The following is a 16,740-nucleotide window of genomic DNA, read 5'->3' as shown; positions in this document are numbered from 1 at the left end:
ATCTGGCGGAACGTCATAATACTGTTAAGCGAAGCGTCGCACTCTTCCGGCGCGTCTGGAGCTTTGACCGCACATGATGATTCCACTTCTCGCCGCCGTGTTCGCGCTCGCTCCGCAAGGAACGGCCGCTAACGCCACGTATACCGACGACTATCTTGGACTTGCGTTCAATATTCCTCCGGGCTGGTCCCTCGTTCGGAAGACGAAGGACATGACGCGATACTCGTTGCCGATCGAAGGGTCTTCGACCCCTGCCGAATTGGAGATCATTCGAGCTCCTTTCCATTCGAGCAAAGAGATCTGGCAAACCATCCAGCTTCGCACGAATGAGACCCTCCACCGGGAAATCGTCCGGCAATGGGAGCAAGACGTTATCCAGGTGCCGATTCTGTTCACGCAGATCAATTGGAGCGACAAGGGGACCGCGAAGACTACGCTGACCGGGCTTTACTTCACCCGCACGCCCCTCAAGATGCTGGTTCGGCTGACCTCTCCGCCCGCCGACTTCGACAAGGTGCGTTACGAGTTCCAAACCGCCCTGGAAACCCTGCACACCACGAACGGCACCCAGCCGGTCGAAGACGACGAGAACATCAAATTCGACGTCACCAAGAAGATTCAGCCGGCTCCGCCCAAAGCGAAGGTAATCGACTCGGGTAAGCGAAATGCCAAGCTCGTGAAACCGAAAGTCGCGGTTCCCCTTACCGTTTCGACAAAGTCGGTAACGCTCCGCATTCCCGACGGCTGGTCGGCCACGGATATCAGCGACGGAAAGCTAACCCTGCACCACGCCAAGCTAAGCGCGCCGATTACGGTGGAAGTGCGCTCCGTTCTCGATAGCGAAAAAGCGGGAACCGCCCTGTTGAAGCAGGCGGCGGTCACACTGCCCGACTTTGAGGCCGGCGTCAAGCGGCTGGATACCGAGCCGAAGCCGAACGCCGCGGGATGCTCCGTCTCCACGGTTTGGCGAATCGGGCGCGGAAAAGATGGAGATCTCATCACCTTCAACGCCACGGGCGAGCAGAGCGATTTCTACCTTCTTGCAAGCTACCGAATCACCTCCAAGGCGGCTCTGAAAGGAGACCAGAACCTGATCAAGGACCTTTTCGACAAGATCGCCTTGGAAACCGTCCAGCCGTGATCGTCGCGTTCAGCACGTCCAGCCCCCTTGCCAGCGTAGCCGCGTTCGCCCCCTCGGGCGACGTGCTGTGGCAAGGGGAACGTCCGGCTCTCCATCAAGCAAGCGGCGTCTGCCTCGATCTGCTCTCCGAAATGCGTCGCGAGCTCGGATTCGGCCCCGAGCGCGCCGACGCCTTTGCCGCCGACTTGGGTCCCGGGAGCTTCACCGGCGTCCGCGTTGGGGTAATCCTCGCCAAAACCTTCGCCTTCATCTATGGGCGCCCGGTAATGGGAGCCGACGCCTTCGATCTCATCGATCCGCAGGGGATCGTGGTGCTTCCAAGCAAACGCGGCGAGTTCTTCGTTCGCCGGCCCGGCGAGGCGCCAGTTAGGACGGCCGATTTGCCAGCGGAGCCGTTCCTTGGTTTCGGGCCAGGGCTTAACCACGAAGTGTTCCCCCTGGCCGCGCGCTTTGGCCCGCTCTTGACCCGGTTGCCGCGGGAGGACGCCGTCCTTTTCGCGCCCAAGTATCTGATCGAGCCGAGTATCTCCATCCCGAAAGTTCCCTACGGGCTTCGTCCGGGAGGTTCCAATGGCTAATCCGGCAGAAATCCGCCTCAATGTTCCGTTGCGCCCTTACACCACCTTGCGGGCAGGCGGTCCGGCCGAGCGGTTCGCGATCGCGGACGACGTCGAGCAGCTCGCTTCCCTGGCGGAACAGGCTCAACTCAGCCAAGAGCGGGCGACGGTCCTCGGATCGGGAAGCAACGTGCTCCCCTCCGATGCCGGCGTCCCCGGCCTCACCATTCTCAACCTCGCCCGCCGCATCCGCATCGCCAGAACCGGCGAAGTCGTTGCGGACACCGGGTGCGGATTTCAAGAGCTCTTCCTGAAGACCGCCCAATGCGGACTCCACGGGCTCGAGTTCGCCGTCGGCATCCCCGGAACCCTCGGGGGGGCCCTGGTCAGCAACGCGGGCGCCTATCGCAGCAACATCTCCGAGTTCCTGACGAGTTTGGAGATCGTCCACGAGGGGAAGCGTCAGTGGGTATCGCCGGACTGGATGCAGTTTTCCTACCGCGACAGCGTTCTGCGTCGCCCCAATCCGCCAGCCGCCGTCGTCTTGCGCGTCTCCATGCGCCTGCCGGTCGGCGAACCAATGCGCATCTACGACGAAGCGCGCGAATACCAGCGGCAGCGGATCGGCAAACAGCCTCCGTCCCCCAGCGCCGGCAGCTTCTTCAAGAACGTCAACGACCGCGAGCTCGCGGAGAGCCTGGAGACCCTGCCGGGACCGCTCAAAATGGCCGGCGTTGTCCCCGCCGGTTATTTGATCGAGGCATCGGGGCTGAAGGGATTTCGAATGGGGGGGGCGATGCTCGGGCGGCGGCACGCAAACTTCGTTCTCAACGTAGGAGGAGCGTCGGCCACCGAGATCCGCCGGCTAGCCGCCTTCACCCGCGAAACCGTGTACCGCCGATTTCAGGTCTCGCTGGAAGAAGAGGTCCTTTATCTGGGCGACTGGTCCGGGTATTCGCAACAGTAGACTCAAATCATGGCCGACCTGAACCGCCAGCTATTCCACGCCATCAACGGCTGGCCGGAGTCGCTCGCGCCCACCATGCGGTTCTTCAGCGAGGCCACGAGCCTGCTCTGGGTCAAACTCGTCCTGGGCGCGTTGGTGATCGCGCTCATCGCAAAGCCCGGTAGAACCAGGCGGGCGGGCGCGCAAGCTCTCCTCGGGTTCCTCATCGCTAACGGGTTCACCGATCTTTTCAAGCACGGCCTGCCGATGCACCGCCCATTTCAGGAGATCGCCGGCACGGATATGGTTCTCCGGGGAGGTTGGTCGGCCAGCGCCGGCACCGCCTCCGCGCACAGCGCGAATATGGCGGTAGTCGCCTTCGTCTTCGTCTACCACCTCGGTTGGTGGGGCTTCCCCTGGGTTTTGGTGGCGCTGATTACCGGCCTGTCACGGGTCTATAACGGCGTTCACTACCCATACCAGGTGCTATTGGGCTGGACTTGCGGGGTCGTAGCAGGATTATTGGTCACAAAGGGCTGGGAGTTAATCCAAAGGAAACGCGGTTCCGTATTAGAAGTGGAAGACGGCCAGAAAGAAGAAGCTGCCCGTAAGCTCGACCATGAAATCGAACCCGCTTAAGCCGCACCAAGTAGCGATCATCGCCGCGACCCTCACGTCTCTCGTGCTCTGGGCGGTGCCGGGGCTGCATCTTCTGATGCTCCCTCTCCAGTATCTAAACACGCATTTCCATGAGCTGTCGCACGCCCTCGTGGCCACCGCTACCGGCGGACACGTATCGACGATCAACGTGTACGCCGACGGCAGCGGGGTGACGAATATCAGCGGCGGCAACTGGTTTCTCGCCGCGTCCGCCGGCTACATCGGAGCCGCGATTATCGGCGCCATCATCATGCAGGTGGGCCGGAACGAGAAATCGGCAAAGGTGACGTTGCGCGCTCTCGCCGTCGTTTTGGCGTTCGTCATGATCCTTTGGGTACGCGGCGATCTGGCGGGAATTCTTTCTGGCTTCGCCTGGGTGGCGGCGCTGTTCTATGCTTCCAGCTACGCCAAGGGCCCTACGATTCTTTTCGTCGCGCAGTTTATCGGTATCCAGCAGTGCCTGAATGCCGTGCATTCTCTGTACGAGCTGCTACAGATCAGCGCCCTTACCGAGCGGGTAAGCGATGCCAAAATCCTGGAGAATCAGACCCACATCCCCGCGATGGCGTGGGCCGTTCTCTGGTGCCTCTTTAGTTTGGCGCTCGTGACGCTGGGTCTTCGTCGGGCTTGGTCGACGGCGGCTTCGCCTCCGTCCCGTCCGGCCGAATCACGCTGATCGGCTCCGAAAGATCGATCTGACCCAGGGAGTCGATCGTCTTCCCGTCGATCACGATCTGGAACGTGTCGATGTCCGGGAACTGCCCGAGCGCCATCTGAAGCGCTTTGATGAGCTGCCCCTCTTCCGTGCTTCCATATCCCTTCTCAAGCTCGGGGTTGAAGTCGACGAGCGCATTCCGATCTTTAATCTCGACCCCCAACGCCTTCGCCTTCTCAATCTTCAGAGACTCCAAGGTTGCGTTGGCCAGAAACACCATCGGCTTGACCCCGTCCGGCACCTTTCCAGCCGAGTGGGCGAGCTTGACGTCGTTTCCCTGAACGGCCGGAACCTTGAGGTCCGGATCCGTATGGGAATCCACCTTCACATCCGGACCGGCGCTGTGACGACGAGGCGACGAAGGCAGGTTGCCGACGGGCGACTCGATCGCCGGACGCCGCAACGGCTCCGGAACGTGACTTGCCCCGGGGGCCATTTTCACGTAAGCGGCAAAACCAATAACACCGAGAGCCGCGACCAACATAATTGTTGTGACTGCTCGGCCGGAGGGAGAGTTAGTCGTTCTTTTTGGCATCGCCTAGAAACACCTTGATACCACGTACTACGGCGGCTGCGACGCCGCGTTGAAATTCTTCCGAAACGAGCCGCTTCCGATCGCGCGGATGGTTGATGAAACCCAGCTCCAGAAGCACGCCCGGCATGTTCGTCTGGCGTAGCACCGCGAATCCGCTGCGGTAGATCTTTCCGTCGCTCCAGGTGCCAAGGTTCGGAATCCCACCGACCTTGGCAAGCTCCGCCTGAATGCACTCGCCGAGGAGGCGAGAGACGGGCCGGCCGAGGTGGTGGAAAGTGATCCCGCCCGATTGGCTGCCCGAACCGCCGGTAGAGTTGATGTGGTTAGAGATAAACAGGTCCGCGTGGTTCTGTTCCGCGATCTGAGCTCGCGTGTTGAGCGGGATGAAGACGTCCGTTTTCCGGGTCATGATGACGGTGGCGCCGGCCTTCGCCAACTCCGCCGCGATCAGCTTGCCGATCGAAAGGTTGAGATTTTTCTCGAACACGCCCCCCGAATTGGCCCCGTTATCGTGTCCCCCGTGTCCGGGATCCACCACGATCAGCTTGCCTGCCAGCCGTCCATCTCCTACGTTCGGCTTCGACAACTGCAGGAACACCCCTTCCGCGTTGAAGTAAATCTGAGCACCCATCGCGCGGGCCAACCCAAGGGTCACGATCGTTCCTTCGGGGGCTGAACGAACCGAGATGGAGGTGATGCTGGAACTAGCAACCTTGAAGTCGGCCGGGAGCGTCACGGCGATGCCGGGCAAGACGACCTCAAGCGAAGTGGGACTCGGCTTGCGGAACACCGGCTCGCCGAGCGGCTGAACCGCGAACCGCAGTTTAAGTTCGCTGCCGGTTTCCGAGTCGACTTGTACGTCGAGGATTCCCGCCGGTTTGATGACGGGTGGCGTCGCGGGCGGCTGCGTCTTCACGTCGGTCGCCGGCGAGCCCTCTTGAGACGGCTCCGCGGGAGGCGTCTTCTTAGGCGTCGCATACTCGAGCTCCAGGTCCGCCGTCTCCGGGCCGTTCAGTTTGTCGAGGTCGACGAAATCCGACGTCTCGACGATAAGCCGGGCCACGTTCGGCTTGTACTGCACTACCCGCGCCGTCGGATCCAAGTCGAGCACCGTCTTCGGGTCGAGCCGAACCCCTTCGAGGTCCAAGACCAAGCGCGAAGGATTCAGAAGCATGGTGGTCCGGGGATGAAAGCGGATCGAAGATTCGATATGAAGCTTCCCTTCTTTCACGCTGATGGAGCTCAGTTTCCCGTAAACCCAAAGCGTGTCGGTATTGCCCACCCATTCGCTCTCGCCGCCGAGTTTCTTAACCGCTGCGCGTAAAGGGAACATCTGGCGGCCGTTGAAGACGCGAAACGGAACCGAGACTTTCTTGTCTTCGGCCTTGACGTCGACCATATCCGCCCACGCGGTCGTCTTCCAACCCCAGCGGCTGACGTCGTCGACCGCCACGAACGCCTCATCGCCGACTCGAAGGGCATGAGTCGGGATGTCGTCGAAATGGGTGTACAGAACGTCGGCGGAACGGGTCTGACCGTAGGCCGCCGTTGCTAATACCATCCATGGCAGCAGGGCGATCGGAGAGCGCTTCATCCTCAGCGTTGCGTACAGTGTATCCCTCATCGCATAATCAGGTGGGCTCGGTTTTGTAAAGACCGGTCCATAATCTGTGTCGGGCGGTTAGCTCAGTTGGTAGAGCACCTCGTTTACACCGAGGCTGTCGGGGGTTCGAGTCCCTCACCGCCCACCATCCCTCTTAAAGTCAGCTTACGAGGGTTTACCGAATTCGGAGTTCCAATCCCGTATTTATGCTTGGTGGAGCGCAAAGATCCCGCCATCATCTCCTACCCATGCAGGAGATGATGGCGGGCAACTACCTTATCCCGAGAAGGGAGAAGGGGCTTTCGGAAGCTACTTGATCGTTGGGGGCTTGAACGTCGCCAGCTCTTCCTCGGTGGCGGGGACTTTGATTTCGCCGTTTACGATCATCTTGGAGACTTGGTCGATCTTTTTGAGGTTGGCTTCGCCGATTCGGGCTTTGGTGTATTTGAAGTCGGTGAGGCCGACGCCGCCGGCGGCGAGATCGTAGCGCTTGGCGCCGGGGGTGAACTTGCCGGCTTCGACTTCTTTCACCGTGTCGTAAACGGCGGTGTCGACACGTTTGATCATCGAGGTGAGGACGTGGCCCGGCTGGACGTCGTCCTGGTTTCCGTCGACGCCGATGGCGAGCTTATCGGCATCTTTGGCAGCGCCGAGAACGCCTAGTCCGCATCGGCCGGCGGCGTGGTAAACGATGTCGGCGCCGCCATCGAACAGGACCTTGGCGGCGGCTTTGCCAAGTCCGACGTCGTCCCAGCTATTCGTGTATCGGGCAGGCAACACTTCGACCTGCGGGTTGGCGGTCTTGGCGCCCGCGATGTATCCGACTTCGAATTTCTTGATGAGCGGGAACTTCATTCCACCGACAAAGCCGAGCTTGTTCGTTTTGGTGGCCAGTCCGGCCGCGTAGCCGGCGAGGAAGCTTCCCTGCTCTTCGGCAAAAGTTAGGCAGCGGACGTTGTCGGCTTTGACGTCGCCGTCGATCAGTGCGAACTTCACATCCGGGTACTTCGGAGCGACGGCCTTGAGGGCGTCGGCCTGGGTGATGCCAACCGCAAAGATCAGCTTGCAACCTTGATCGGCGAGGGCTCCAAGATTCGTCTCGTAATCCTTGGCGTTCTTCGTGTCGATATGGCTCTCTTCGATCCCGAGCTCTTTCTGAGAGCGTTCGATGCCGGCGTAGGCGCTGTCGTTAAACGACTTGTCGCCTCGTCCGCCGCTGTCGAAGACTACGCCGACCTTGAGCTTCTCACCCGCCGATGTAGTGGCGCCCGTGGTACCGCCGGTGGTCGTGTCTTGAGTCTTGCTGCCGGTGTCGCCGCAGCCGAAAAGGAATAGTGCCGTCGCCAGAATGCCGATATGTCCGATCTTCAAGTTGGAAGTCTCCTAAGAGGTAAACTGTGCGATTATGGCGCACGGTCTGTCAAGGACTTAGCGCGCCCCTGCCCCCCACCCTAGGAGACCGCAAGATTTGATCACGATTCAACTCACCAAGCTCGAGAGCGCACTGGACCAGATTAAGAAAACCCACTCCAAGCTGGCACCGGCGGACGCCGCGCTCATCGCGACGGCGCTTTCGCTAACCGGTCGCCACGCCATCGCGCTGTACGAAGGTGAGCAGTATGTTTGGCCGGACGACTACGAGCGGCTTACCCGCGCCATGGTCAGCCAGATCAATATGGTGAACGAGGCGATCGAGCATAGCACCCCTAAGCGGGCGGCGAAGTCGACCGTCGAAGAGGAGCCGGTCACGGTGACCGTCGGCTTGATGCCGAACCTCACCGCCGGCGAGAACCTTCTCGAGAGCCGGGACGACCTCAAGGCGGTCCTCAGCGACATCCTTCAGGAAGGGGTCGAGTTCTCCTACAGCCCGACCGACATCGGTTGGCAGTGGGCCCTGGACCGTGCGAACTGGAACACCATCTCCAACGGCGAGGTCAGCCGCCGCATCAAGATCAAGGCTAGCTTCACCGAAGGCGCGGTCGGCATCGAGATGGGAGTCGGACCCAAGAAGCGAACGACTCGCGCGAGCGCCAAGCCAATCGAGATCGATGAGCCGGTCGATGCGCCGGACTTCTCCGACGTCGCCGAAGTGGCGGAAGTCGGCGATTAACTTTGGGCGGCCAGCCGCTCTCGGTAGCCCACTACCACCCGTGCCTTACCGGCTCGGGTGGTGATCGCGTTAGCGAGAGCGAGCTCCGCTATTTGGCTGCCCACGGGCACCACACATCCTTTCTGGTCGCCTATGACCCTTGCGGGTACGAGGATTCGGTGGGCGCGCCTTGGCGCGCCTTCCACGGGCACGATTTGTCTCCTCGCGAGGCGCGACGTTCAGCCGAGGTGGTTATTCCCGAATCGGTGGCGTTTCTTCGGGAGCATCGAGCGGATCTGCTGCACTGCCATAACATCACGATCCTCCCTCAGGCGCTCTTGCTAACCCGAGCGCTGGATATTCCACTCTTCTTCACCGCCCATACATGGGGGGAGCGATGGACCAAGTGGAGATGGTCCTATAAGCCAAAACGCCGCCTACAGTTCCGGATGATCCGGGAGGCGATTGCGGAGTCCAAAGGGTTCTTCGCGGTGTCGCCGGCGGTTGGGGAGCACATGAAGCAGATCTTCGGTGGGGCGGCCAGCCACGTCCAATACTTGCCGAACCCGATCCATGATGCCTTCTTTTTGCCGGCCGAATCGGGAGGGCGGGACATCGATGTGGCGGTCGTCGGCCGTCCTGTGCCCATGAAGAACCCGAAGCTCATCGCCGAGGCCTTGGCGCGGCTACGGCAAACCCGTCCGAATGCACGTTTCGCGTGGATCGGGGCGACAGGGGAGGAGGAGGCGCTCGGCGCTGTTTCCCCGAGTGCAGGGATTGAGTTTTTAGGTGTTAAAAGCCCGGAGGAGGTCTCGACGCTCCTCCGCCGCTCCAAAGTTTTGCTGCACGCCAGTCTTCGCGAGGGGTTTGGCCTTTCGGTCGCGGAGGCGGCGTTGTGCGGGTGCCGGCTCGTTCTCAGCGATATTCCAGCGCTTCGGTCGGGCTTCGGCGTTCCGGGGGCGTGGTTCTTCCCGGTCGACGACTCTCGCCGTGCGGCGACGTCCCTCGAATCCGCTCTTGTCGAAGGTGCGGCTGTTCCCGGTGCCTCGGGCCTGGGGCTGGTCGATGGAGAGGGGCACGGGGAGCGGTTGCTCAGTGCTTACCGGGGAGTGGTGGCTTCGGCGTGCTCTCGTTAATGGTCACCGACAGTCTATTTCGTCCATTGGATGGTGCTTGTTAAGCGAAATACGCTGACTTTCTTCCATTGCCCGTAGCCCGGGGATTTATCCCCGGGCTACGGGCAAGACAGACGTAAACCCAATTTGTGAATGACCATAATCCCAGGCAACGGGCCCGCAAGAGGTGCATTCGGTGACGATCTCGCCGGAGCTTCGCGGTCGTTCCGGATGTGGGGTACGTGCGTTTGCTGTCCGGAAGGGCCGGTCTGGAGACCAGCGGTCCATCGGGATGGGGATTAGCGAGGTAAGAACGTCTTTATCGCTCGGGTCCAGACGCGGGCGACGTCGGGGGCGTGGCGGAGGGCTTCTCGGGCTAGGCGGCGGGATTCTTGACGGTCGCCTTGGGCGAGTTTGTGCTTTGCCATGTTGCTGAGGGCCACGCCGATATCTCGGACCACCATCTTCGTGTAACGCGCACGGGCATCGGCGGGGAGAGCTCCGAACAACTCTTGACGGCGCGGGAGGATGTGGTGAGTGAGTAAGTAGTGCTGGGCGGCGTGAAACCGGTAGCCGGCGTTGGCCAAAGAGGTGGAGAGAACGGAGTACCTCACCAGCTTCTCCGGAAGGTGCGCGAACGTGCGGCCCGGGGCCAGGATCAACCAGCCATACCAATCGGAGCAGCGGACGGTGTCTGCGACGAAGTTTCCGGCATCTAGCATCGCCTTACGGCTAAACACGGCGGTGCTGGCGATGACGACGTTGCTAGGCAGAATGTGATCGAACGAGCGGGCATCGGCCGGAAGCCGGAGATCCCGGGCGACCTCGCGGCCGTCCTCGTAGACGTACCAACCGTCAGCGTGCACGAGCGATGCGCCGGTCTCGTCGATGAGTCGCACCTGTTTTTCTAGCTTTTCGGGGAGCCAAAAATCATCGTGATCTACGAACGCGACGAGCTCGCCGGCCGCTTCCTCGACTAAACGCTTACGGCCCGCGCCGAGGCCGGCATTCTCGACTTGGATCAGCCGGCAATCGTATTTGGCCACGATTTCCGTGGTGTTGTCGGTGCTGCCGTCGTCGAGCACAAGGACGTCGAAGTCCCGATACGTCTGAGCAAAAACGGCGTCGAGCGCTTGCGCGATGGTGGCCGAACCGTTATAGACAGCCAAGGCTACGGTCACGCGGGCCATTGAACGAATGGTACCAGCGGGCTCAGCTTTCGAAGCTATTTCACTTTGTTGGGGGCGCCACCGGTGGTGACATTGCCGGTGCCGCCGGTTGAGCCACCGCCGGTGTTGCCGCCGTCAGTACCTGCGCCGGTTGTTCCGCCCTCTCCACCTCCGCCGAAGAATCCGCCGGCGTCCCACTCTTCCACCGTGCCGTCCGCGTAGACGATGCGCGTGTGGCCGGATGCAGTCCAGGTGATGGTGGCAGGCAAGCCGGTGACGGGGCCTTCCATTCTCGCGCTGCCGCTGCCGTCGGCGTTGTAGACGAACGAAGCTTTGAACCCGAGCGAGTCCTCATACGAACTGGAGCCGTGGCCATCGTCGAAGTATTGGCCGCCGCCTTTCCACCATGCGCCCGTTGTGTCGTTAGCTTCGCTGCTCCAAGCGCTGGAGCTGCCATTCCACGACGAGGTTCCCTTATCCGAGCCGTAGCCAGGCCAGACGTTTTCGTACGAGGAGCTTCCTTTTACGTCGCTGGTGACGGTCGTCACGTACATGCCGCGAGCGCCGGTGAAATTGCCTCGCGTGATCGCAAAGCTCGAGCTGAATTGGTAGGGGAAAACGTTCCAGCCGGAGGGGAAATTGGTCTGGAACAGACCGGCCGGCTCCGTTTTCGCCTCATCGGCGTAGAGGTGCTGGGTGAACGACGTGTCCGTGGACTCCGTTTGCACCCACAGGCCAAGGTAGTCATCGAAATAGAAGTCGTTCCAGCCCCCACCGCCGGTTCCGCCGGTGCTCGTACCGGCGGTCGATCCGGTCGACGACCCCATGCCATTCGTGGCTCCGTCGGCCGTGCCTCCGCCATCGGTGCCACTGCCAGTGGTCCCAACCCGGCTGATCGCGAGGCGGTGCTCCAAAAACGACTGCCGGGGACTGGTCGCGCCACGTCCCGGAACGGGAACGAACTGGTGGATGAAGCCGCCGATAATCGGGAAGCCGAAACCTCCGCCGCCGGTAGTACTGCCGGTCGTGCCGCTTCCCGTCGACCCACCCGTTCCTCCGCCGGCGCCGAATGCGCCGGACTGGGCCGCGCTAAAGAGGGCTCGAATGTAAGACTGCTTGACTGCTTCCCGCGTCCGAGTCGTCGGTGAGCCTCCGGGGCTGAGATTGGAGCTACCGCCTCCGCACCCGATGACCGCGATCCCGAGAAGGACGAAAAAAAAGTAGCCGACGCATTGGGGGAATCCTCCGAAGCTATCGCATCATCTTAGCACCGACGTCGGCCGACGACCGGAAGCTTTCAGGTGCCCGATCAGTAGCGCAACATCGGCGGGACGCACTCCCGGAATTCTGGATGCCTGCCCCACCGTCGCCGGCTGGACTCGGCCGAGTTTCTCCCGGCTTTCGTAGCTGAGTCCGCCGAGCGTGGTGTAGTCGAACGACGCGGGGATGCGCATGGCGTCAAGCCGCCGGTGCTGCCCGGCCAAACGCTCTTGGCGTTGGATGTACCCGTCGTACATGCCGGACAGCGCGATCTGCTCTCGCACCTGCTCGCCCAAGGCGCCTCGTCCGCTTAACAGCACCTCATGGATCGGAAGGTCGCAGCGGTTTGCGATTCCCACGATGGCGTCCAGACTCAGCTCCGGCCGCTTCAGGAGGTCGAACAACGAGACCCTTCCGTCCACCGGCGAGGTGTCGTATTCGCCGAGAACGTCGTTGTGAATAGGCAAAGCGTAGGTTCCTTCCAGGGATGCCCGCCCTCGAGCGATGGCTTCCTGCTTCGAGAGGAGCCGCTCCCACCGGGCGTCTGAAACAAGGCCGACGGACCGGCCGAGGGGGGTCAGGCGGGCATCGGCGTTGTCGTGCCGAAGCAGAAGGCGGTGCTCCGCGCGGGCGGTCAGCATCCGGTACGGGTCCTCCACCCCCTTTGTTACGAGGTCGTCGACCATGACTCCGATGAAGCTCTCGTTTCGGTGGAAGTCGACCGGTTCTTCATCGGAGGCGAATCGGGCCGCGTTGATGCCGGCGACGATTCCCTGCCCCGCCGCTTCCTCGTATCCGCTCGTTCCGTTGAGCTGGCCGGCCAGGAAGAGACCGGGCAGGAGCTTGCTCATGAGGTGCGGCGTGAGCTGAAGCGGGTCGGCCATGTCGTACTCGACGGCGTAGCCGGGACGAAGCATCTCCACGTCGGCCAGTCCCGAAACCGTTCGCAAGAGCTTGATCTGGATCTCGGCGGGCAAAGAGGTCGATACGCCTTGGACGTACACCGACTCGGAATCCCATTCTTCTTGCTCGAGGAAGATCGGGTGCGACTCCTTGTCCGCGAAGCGGACGATCTTGTCTTCGATGCTTGGGCAATAGCGCGGCCCGATCCCTTCAATTTCGCCAGCGTACATGGCGCTCTCGTGCAGGTTGGCCTGGATCAGCTCATGAGTTTCGGCCGAGGTGCGGGTTTGCCAGCAGGGGAGCAACGGGCGTTCGGGAAAGGTGCGGTCGTGCAGGAACGAGACCGGTCCAGCCTCGGGCTCGCTGTCGAGGGCAGGGGTCTTGGAGAAGTCGATGCTGGAGAGGCGGATTCGCGGAGTCGTTCCTGTCTTAAAACGGCGAAGGTTCACCCCCAGGTCGCGCAAGAAGGTGGATAAGTCGACGCTCGGCGCATCGCCCTGGCGCGCGGCATGGGTCTTGTTCCGTCCCTCGTGGCAGAGTCCGTTGAGGAACGTGCCCGTGGTGAGGACGACGGCCTTGGCAGAGATCGTAGTTTCGCCAAGCTGGACGCCGACCACGCGGCCATTGGATTCGAGGACGCGCAGAACCACTCCGGCGATCATCGTGAGGTTCGGCTGCTGGGCCATGACCTGCTGCATCAATCGTGGATAGAGCGACTTGCAGACGTGCGCCCGAACGGTTTGAACGGCCGGTCCCTTACCGGTGCCGACGCGGCGGATATGGGTCAGCGCGTAGTCGGTGGTGACCCCCATTTGTCCGCCGAGGGCATCGACTTCCCTCGCCATGTGCCCCTTCGCCGGGCCGCCAATGGAGCAGTTGCAGGGGAGATGGCCGACCCGGTCGAGCCGCATGGTGATGCAGGCCGTCCGCAGCCCCATCCGGGCGGACGCCAGGGCCGCCTCGATCCCAGCATGGCCGGCGCCAACCACCACGACGTCAAATTCGGTCACTCCCCGTATTGTGACGCCTCCGGCATGGGTGCGGTCGCCTCTTCGAGGCTGGTTTAGGATGGTCGGTTGGGTGGGCCGACGATCATCATCACTAAAGGGACCAGGTGCAGTGATGATCGTCGGGAAGGCGCTTAGCCTCCCGACGACGCGTTGTTCCAACGCTTCGGGAGGCATCTACGCTGACCTGAGATCGACGAGACGCTGCACTAGGCCGGGCTGGCTCTTAGGCGCCGTGCAGCTCGGCGAAGAGCTTGTCCTCTCGAAGCCAGGTTTCGGTGCGCTCGTCAGCGGTCTGAAGTTGGGCTCGCAGATCGTTAACATTTGAGGAGAGGCCGATCTCGGTGGCCATATCGGCCTTTTCCAGCTCCAGCGTTAGTTGCCTTACGCGGTTGTGGTCGTTTCGATGCCATGCCGCGGCAAAGGCCAATCGCCAAGCCAGAGCGCTCTTCGAATTCTCGGCGCATAGCTGCAGCAGGCGGTCATATCTTTCCTGCTCCGATAAGGAGGCGCCAGCCAGAGCTCGTAACGCCACCACGAGCTTTTCGCGTTGCGGCACTTCACCGAACGACACGTTCTCGTCGAGCCTTTTTAGCAGTTTCCGAGCCTTACGCTTCGTAACCTCCAGTTCTCGGCTAACGAATGAAACGCCGGTGTTCGCCCAGTTGGAAATGCCGTGGATAAGGATGAGGGGATAGATAACGAGCGTGGCGTACTCCATCAGGGTCCCTTTTCCGGCAAGAATCGCAGTGTCAAGCCCCGACGCCACCCAGACAAGAATGGCCCCGTAGTAAAGCCAAATCCTAGGACCCTTCGGAATCCAAGGGCCAACGGCGATGATCGCCAAACCAAGTGCCCGGCAGCCAAGATATATTCTCTCGCGGTCATTGGCCAGGGGCGGGTTCATGGCCATAGCGGCAAATAGCACGGCCGCTAACGCGCATAAGATCCGTAAACCCGCGATGATCCGCGGAGTGGGGATCCTTGCTATGCCAATCACCACGAGGTGGAAGATAAGCGCGATTGCCGCCAGCACTTGCACGGCCTCCGCGTATCCGGGCGGCAAGAACGGCGTCACCACGACGAGGAGGAGCCCCACCGCCAGGGCGGACTTTCGGAGGGTCATGGGCCGGCGGTCCCAAGCGAGAGACCGATGGAAGCTAAGTCGTCTTGGGCTCGTTCGAACCGCTTGTCCCCTTGTCTCCAGGTGAGCCAAGGAGCTTCCGGCGTTGAGGTGTTGAAAGTATCCAACACCTCGCGCTGCCCCAGCTCCTCACATGACACCAAAAGCTCGGAGGCCAGCAAATGATCTCCGCGACTAATCGCGGCCGAATAGGCGAGGCGCCATGCAAGCGGAACCCTTGGATAGGCGCGACAGAGGCGGATCAACTCCTCGTATCGCTCGGCGGAGGTGGCCTCCCGCTTTCTCATTTCGACCAAGCCGGCGCAGAATTGTCGCTCTTCCCAGGCAGCGACCGCTTTCTCACGTGAGTGAAATCTTAATTCCGCCAAGATTTGCCAGGAAGTAGTTCGGCTTTGCTCGAGCTCGTGAACCAATACGGATTGTCCCGTTTTTTCCCAGTGTGCCAACTCCCACCTCAATCGCGCGGCGATCGGGATTAGGAGAACCGCCCACGTTCCTAGGGAGCTCGCCCATAACTGGGACAAGGTACTGGCGAGAAGGGCAATTACGAGCCACAGCCATACGATGAAAGCAAAGTAGAGCTTTCTTCGCAAGGAAAGAGCCACAAAGGGGCCGACGGCGGCTACGATGGCGCCGCCCGCGAAAGCGGATGCCAGCGCGATCTCCGGTAGGTCCAGATGCTTAGCGACTAACATCAGCTCGCAAGCGAAGCCTACTCCAGCTATTAGGGCGAAGAATCGGAGGAGACCCACGGTTACCCGTGATGGAACGTAGGCCAAGTAGGTCAGCAAGAGATAGGCCGCAACCGCCAAGCACGTGAAAATCCGGAGTGCGATTGTGAGGAAGTCCGGCAATATCGGTAGCGCCGCGAGCGTGAGGACCGCAAGCCCGAACCCCGATAACATTCGCTTCATGTTTCTCAAAGCGCTCGGTCTACGCCGGCGCTTTATTCAACATACAGCTAATTGCCCGACCAGCGGCGGTCGGCATCGTCGTATTGAGCGTAGTCGATCCGGTCGTATAACTCGGCCCGCGTTCGCATTCGGTCCAGGATTCCGGCCTGGGTGCCGGTCGAGAGGAGTTCGGCGTACGTCTCGTCGAGGGCTCGGAGCATCACTCGGAACGCGGTCATCGGGAAGATCACCATACCGTAGCCAAGTTCGCGGAACCGCGAGACTGGAATGATCGGGGTCTTGCCGAACTCGGTCATATTGGCGAGCAGGGGGATGGAAACGGCTCCACGGAACGCCTCGAACTCGGCCTCGCCTGTAAGGCCTTCTGGGAAGATTGCATCTGCGCCGGCACCCTCGTACCGCCTCGCCCGTTCGATGGCGGAGTCCAGACCTTCTACCCCGCGGGCGTCGGTTCGGGCGACGATCATAAACGATGGGTCGCGCTTGCTGTCGACGGCGGCCCTGATCTTGCGGGCCATTTCCAACGGCTCGATGCAGCTTTTGCCGTCCAGGTGTCCGCAACGCTTGGGAGAGATCTGATCCTCGAGGTGGATTCCGGCCAGGCCAGCGCGCTCCATTTCGATCACCGTTCGAGCCACGTTCAGCGCTTCGCCAAAACCGGTGTCGGCATCCGAGAGGACCGGTACGGGAGCAACTTGGGTGACGTATGCGGCCTGCTGAGCGAATTCGGTGAGGGTTGCAAGGGCGATATCCGGGACACCGAGGGCGGCATTCGTGATACCGGCCCCGCTCAAGTACAAGGCCCGGGCACCCGCTTTGTGGGCGGACACCGCCGAAATGCCGTTGAATACACCCGGCATCACCACCGTATCCTCCGAGATCATTGAACGTAATGTCGCGCCAGGGGAGGAGAGGGCCGGTCTAAGCACCAAACGAGCGTACCTCTCGCGTCGTCAGGATGCGGGAGGGTGGATGAACGTAG

General features: G+C 61.5%; 16 protein-coding genes and 1 tRNA gene. 8 read left to right on the top strand and 9 right to left on the bottom strand.

The genetic code is table 11. The annotated features are described in order from the left end of the window. The first annotated feature begins 73 nt into the window (after positions 1–73). From OP10G_RS27000 to OP10G_RS25960, 5 genes are read left to right on the top strand one after another with little or no spacing between them, the layout of a single operon-like run. Positions 74–1,141, top strand: coding sequence for a hypothetical protein (locus OP10G_RS27000; protein ID WP_025229037.1), 1,068 nt, complete (start codon positions 74–76; stop codon positions 1,139–1,141). Then, positions 1,138–1,719: a tRNA (adenosine(37)-N6)-threonylcarbamoyltransferase complex dimerization subunit type 1 TsaB gene (gene tsaB, locus OP10G_RS18055; protein ID WP_025229038.1), complete on the top strand. Its 582-nt coding sequence runs from the start codon at positions 1,138–1,140 to the stop codon at positions 1,717–1,719. Before OP10G_RS27000 ends, tsaB begins: the two co-directional genes overlap by 4 nt. After that, positions 1,712–2,665, top strand: a complete 954-nt coding sequence (gene murB / locus OP10G_RS18050) for a UDP-N-acetylmuramate dehydrogenase (protein ID WP_025229039.1) — start codon at positions 1,712–1,714, stop codon at positions 2,663–2,665. Before tsaB ends, murB begins: the two co-directional genes overlap by 8 nt. Before the next feature lie 9 nt (positions 2,666–2,674). Next, on the top strand, positions 2,675–3,283 hold the full coding sequence (locus tag OP10G_RS18045; RefSeq protein WP_025229040.1) for a phosphatase PAP2 family protein: 609 nt from the start codon (positions 2,675–2,677) through the stop codon (positions 3,281–3,283). After that, positions 3,264–3,980: a M50 family metallopeptidase gene (locus tag OP10G_RS25960; RefSeq protein WP_025229041.1), complete on the top strand. Its 717-nt coding sequence runs from the start codon at positions 3,264–3,266 to the stop codon at positions 3,978–3,980. Before OP10G_RS18045 ends, OP10G_RS25960 begins: the two co-directional genes overlap by 20 nt. On the opposite strand, the gene OP10G_RS24975 is transcribed toward OP10G_RS25960, so the two are convergent. Both OP10G_RS24975 and OP10G_RS24970 read right to left on the bottom strand, forming a co-directional pair. Beyond that, positions 3,895–4,503: a GerMN domain-containing protein gene (locus OP10G_RS24975; RefSeq protein WP_025229042.1), complete on the bottom strand. Its 609-nt coding sequence runs from the start codon at positions 4,501–4,503 to the stop codon at positions 3,895–3,897. The two genes, OP10G_RS25960 and OP10G_RS24975, sit on opposite strands and share 86 nt — an antisense overlap. 31 nt (positions 4,504–4,534) lie before the next feature. Beyond that, complete coding sequence (locus OP10G_RS24970) at positions 4,535–6,148, bottom strand: N-acetylmuramoyl-L-alanine amidase (protein WP_025229043.1); 1,614 nt, start codon at positions 6,146–6,148, stop codon at positions 4,535–4,537. 81 nt (positions 6,149–6,229) lie between these two features. Between OP10G_RS24970 and OP10G_RS18030 the strand changes: the two genes are divergently transcribed. After that, positions 6,230–6,305, top strand: a tRNA-Val gene (locus tag OP10G_RS18030). 161 nt (positions 6,306–6,466) lie between these two features. Here OP10G_RS18030 and OP10G_RS18025 read toward each other — a convergent pair. Beyond that, positions 6,467–7,528, bottom strand: coding sequence for a BMP family lipoprotein (locus OP10G_RS18025; RefSeq protein WP_025229044.1), 1,062 nt, complete (start codon positions 7,526–7,528; stop codon positions 6,467–6,469). 97 nt (positions 7,529–7,625) lie between these two features. Between OP10G_RS18025 and OP10G_RS18020 the strand changes: the two genes are divergently transcribed. Further along, positions 7,626–8,267, top strand: coding sequence for a hypothetical protein (locus OP10G_RS18020; RefSeq protein ID WP_025229045.1), 642 nt, complete (start codon positions 7,626–7,628; stop codon positions 8,265–8,267). Positions 8,268–8,269: 2 nt separating this feature from the next. Further along, complete coding sequence (locus OP10G_RS18015; protein ID WP_025229046.1) at positions 8,270–9,382, top strand: glycosyltransferase family 4 protein; 1,113 nt, start codon at positions 8,270–8,272, stop codon at positions 9,380–9,382. 278 nt (positions 9,383–9,660) lie between these two features. On the opposite strand, the gene OP10G_RS18010 is transcribed toward OP10G_RS18015, so the two are convergent. The 6 genes from OP10G_RS18010 to prpB all read right to left on the bottom strand — a co-directional run bounded on the left by OP10G_RS18010 (position 9,661) and on the right by prpB (position 16,687). Beyond that, positions 9,661–10,551 carry a glycosyltransferase gene (locus OP10G_RS18010; RefSeq protein WP_025229047.1) on the bottom strand — a complete coding sequence of 297 codons (891 nt, stop codon included), beginning with the start codon at positions 10,549–10,551 and terminating at the stop codon, positions 9,661–9,663. Between the two features lie 35 nt (positions 10,552–10,586). Next, positions 10,587–11,444 carry a hypothetical protein gene (locus tag OP10G_RS26995; protein WP_038473336.1) on the bottom strand — a complete coding sequence of 286 codons (858 nt, stop codon included), beginning with the start codon at positions 11,442–11,444 and terminating at the stop codon, positions 10,587–10,589. Positions 11,445–11,789: 345 nt separating this feature from the next. After that, positions 11,790–13,877 (bottom strand): tRNA uridine-5-carboxymethylaminomethyl(34) synthesis enzyme MnmG, encoded by a 2,088-nt coding sequence (gene mnmG / locus OP10G_RS18000; protein ID WP_084179482.1) that lies wholly within the window; start codon positions 13,875–13,877, stop codon positions 11,790–11,792. A gap of 49 nt (positions 13,878–13,926) precedes the next feature. Continuing rightward, positions 13,927–14,826 (bottom strand): hypothetical protein, encoded by a 900-nt coding sequence (locus OP10G_RS17995; RefSeq protein WP_025229050.1) that lies wholly within the window; start codon positions 14,824–14,826, stop codon positions 13,927–13,929. Continuing rightward, a complete protein-coding gene (locus OP10G_RS17990) occupies positions 14,823–15,758 on the bottom strand; it encodes a hypothetical protein (protein ID WP_025229051.1) in 936 nt (311 codons plus the stop codon). The genes OP10G_RS17995 and OP10G_RS17990 overlap by 4 nt, the downstream gene beginning before the upstream one ends. A 47-nt stretch (positions 15,759–15,805) precedes the next feature. Further along, entirely contained in the window at positions 15,806–16,687 is an 882-nt protein-coding gene (gene prpB / locus OP10G_RS17985; protein ID WP_227624967.1) for a methylisocitrate lyase, read from the bottom strand. Between the last annotated feature and the right edge of the window lie 53 nt (positions 16,688–16,740).

The organism is Fimbriimonas ginsengisoli Gsoil 348 (genome assembly GCF_000724625.1).
Lineage (GTDB): Bacteria > Armatimonadota > Fimbriimonadia > Fimbriimonadales > Fimbriimonadaceae > Fimbriimonas > Fimbriimonas ginsengisoli.
This window is presented reverse-complemented; position numbering and strand designations above follow the sequence as displayed.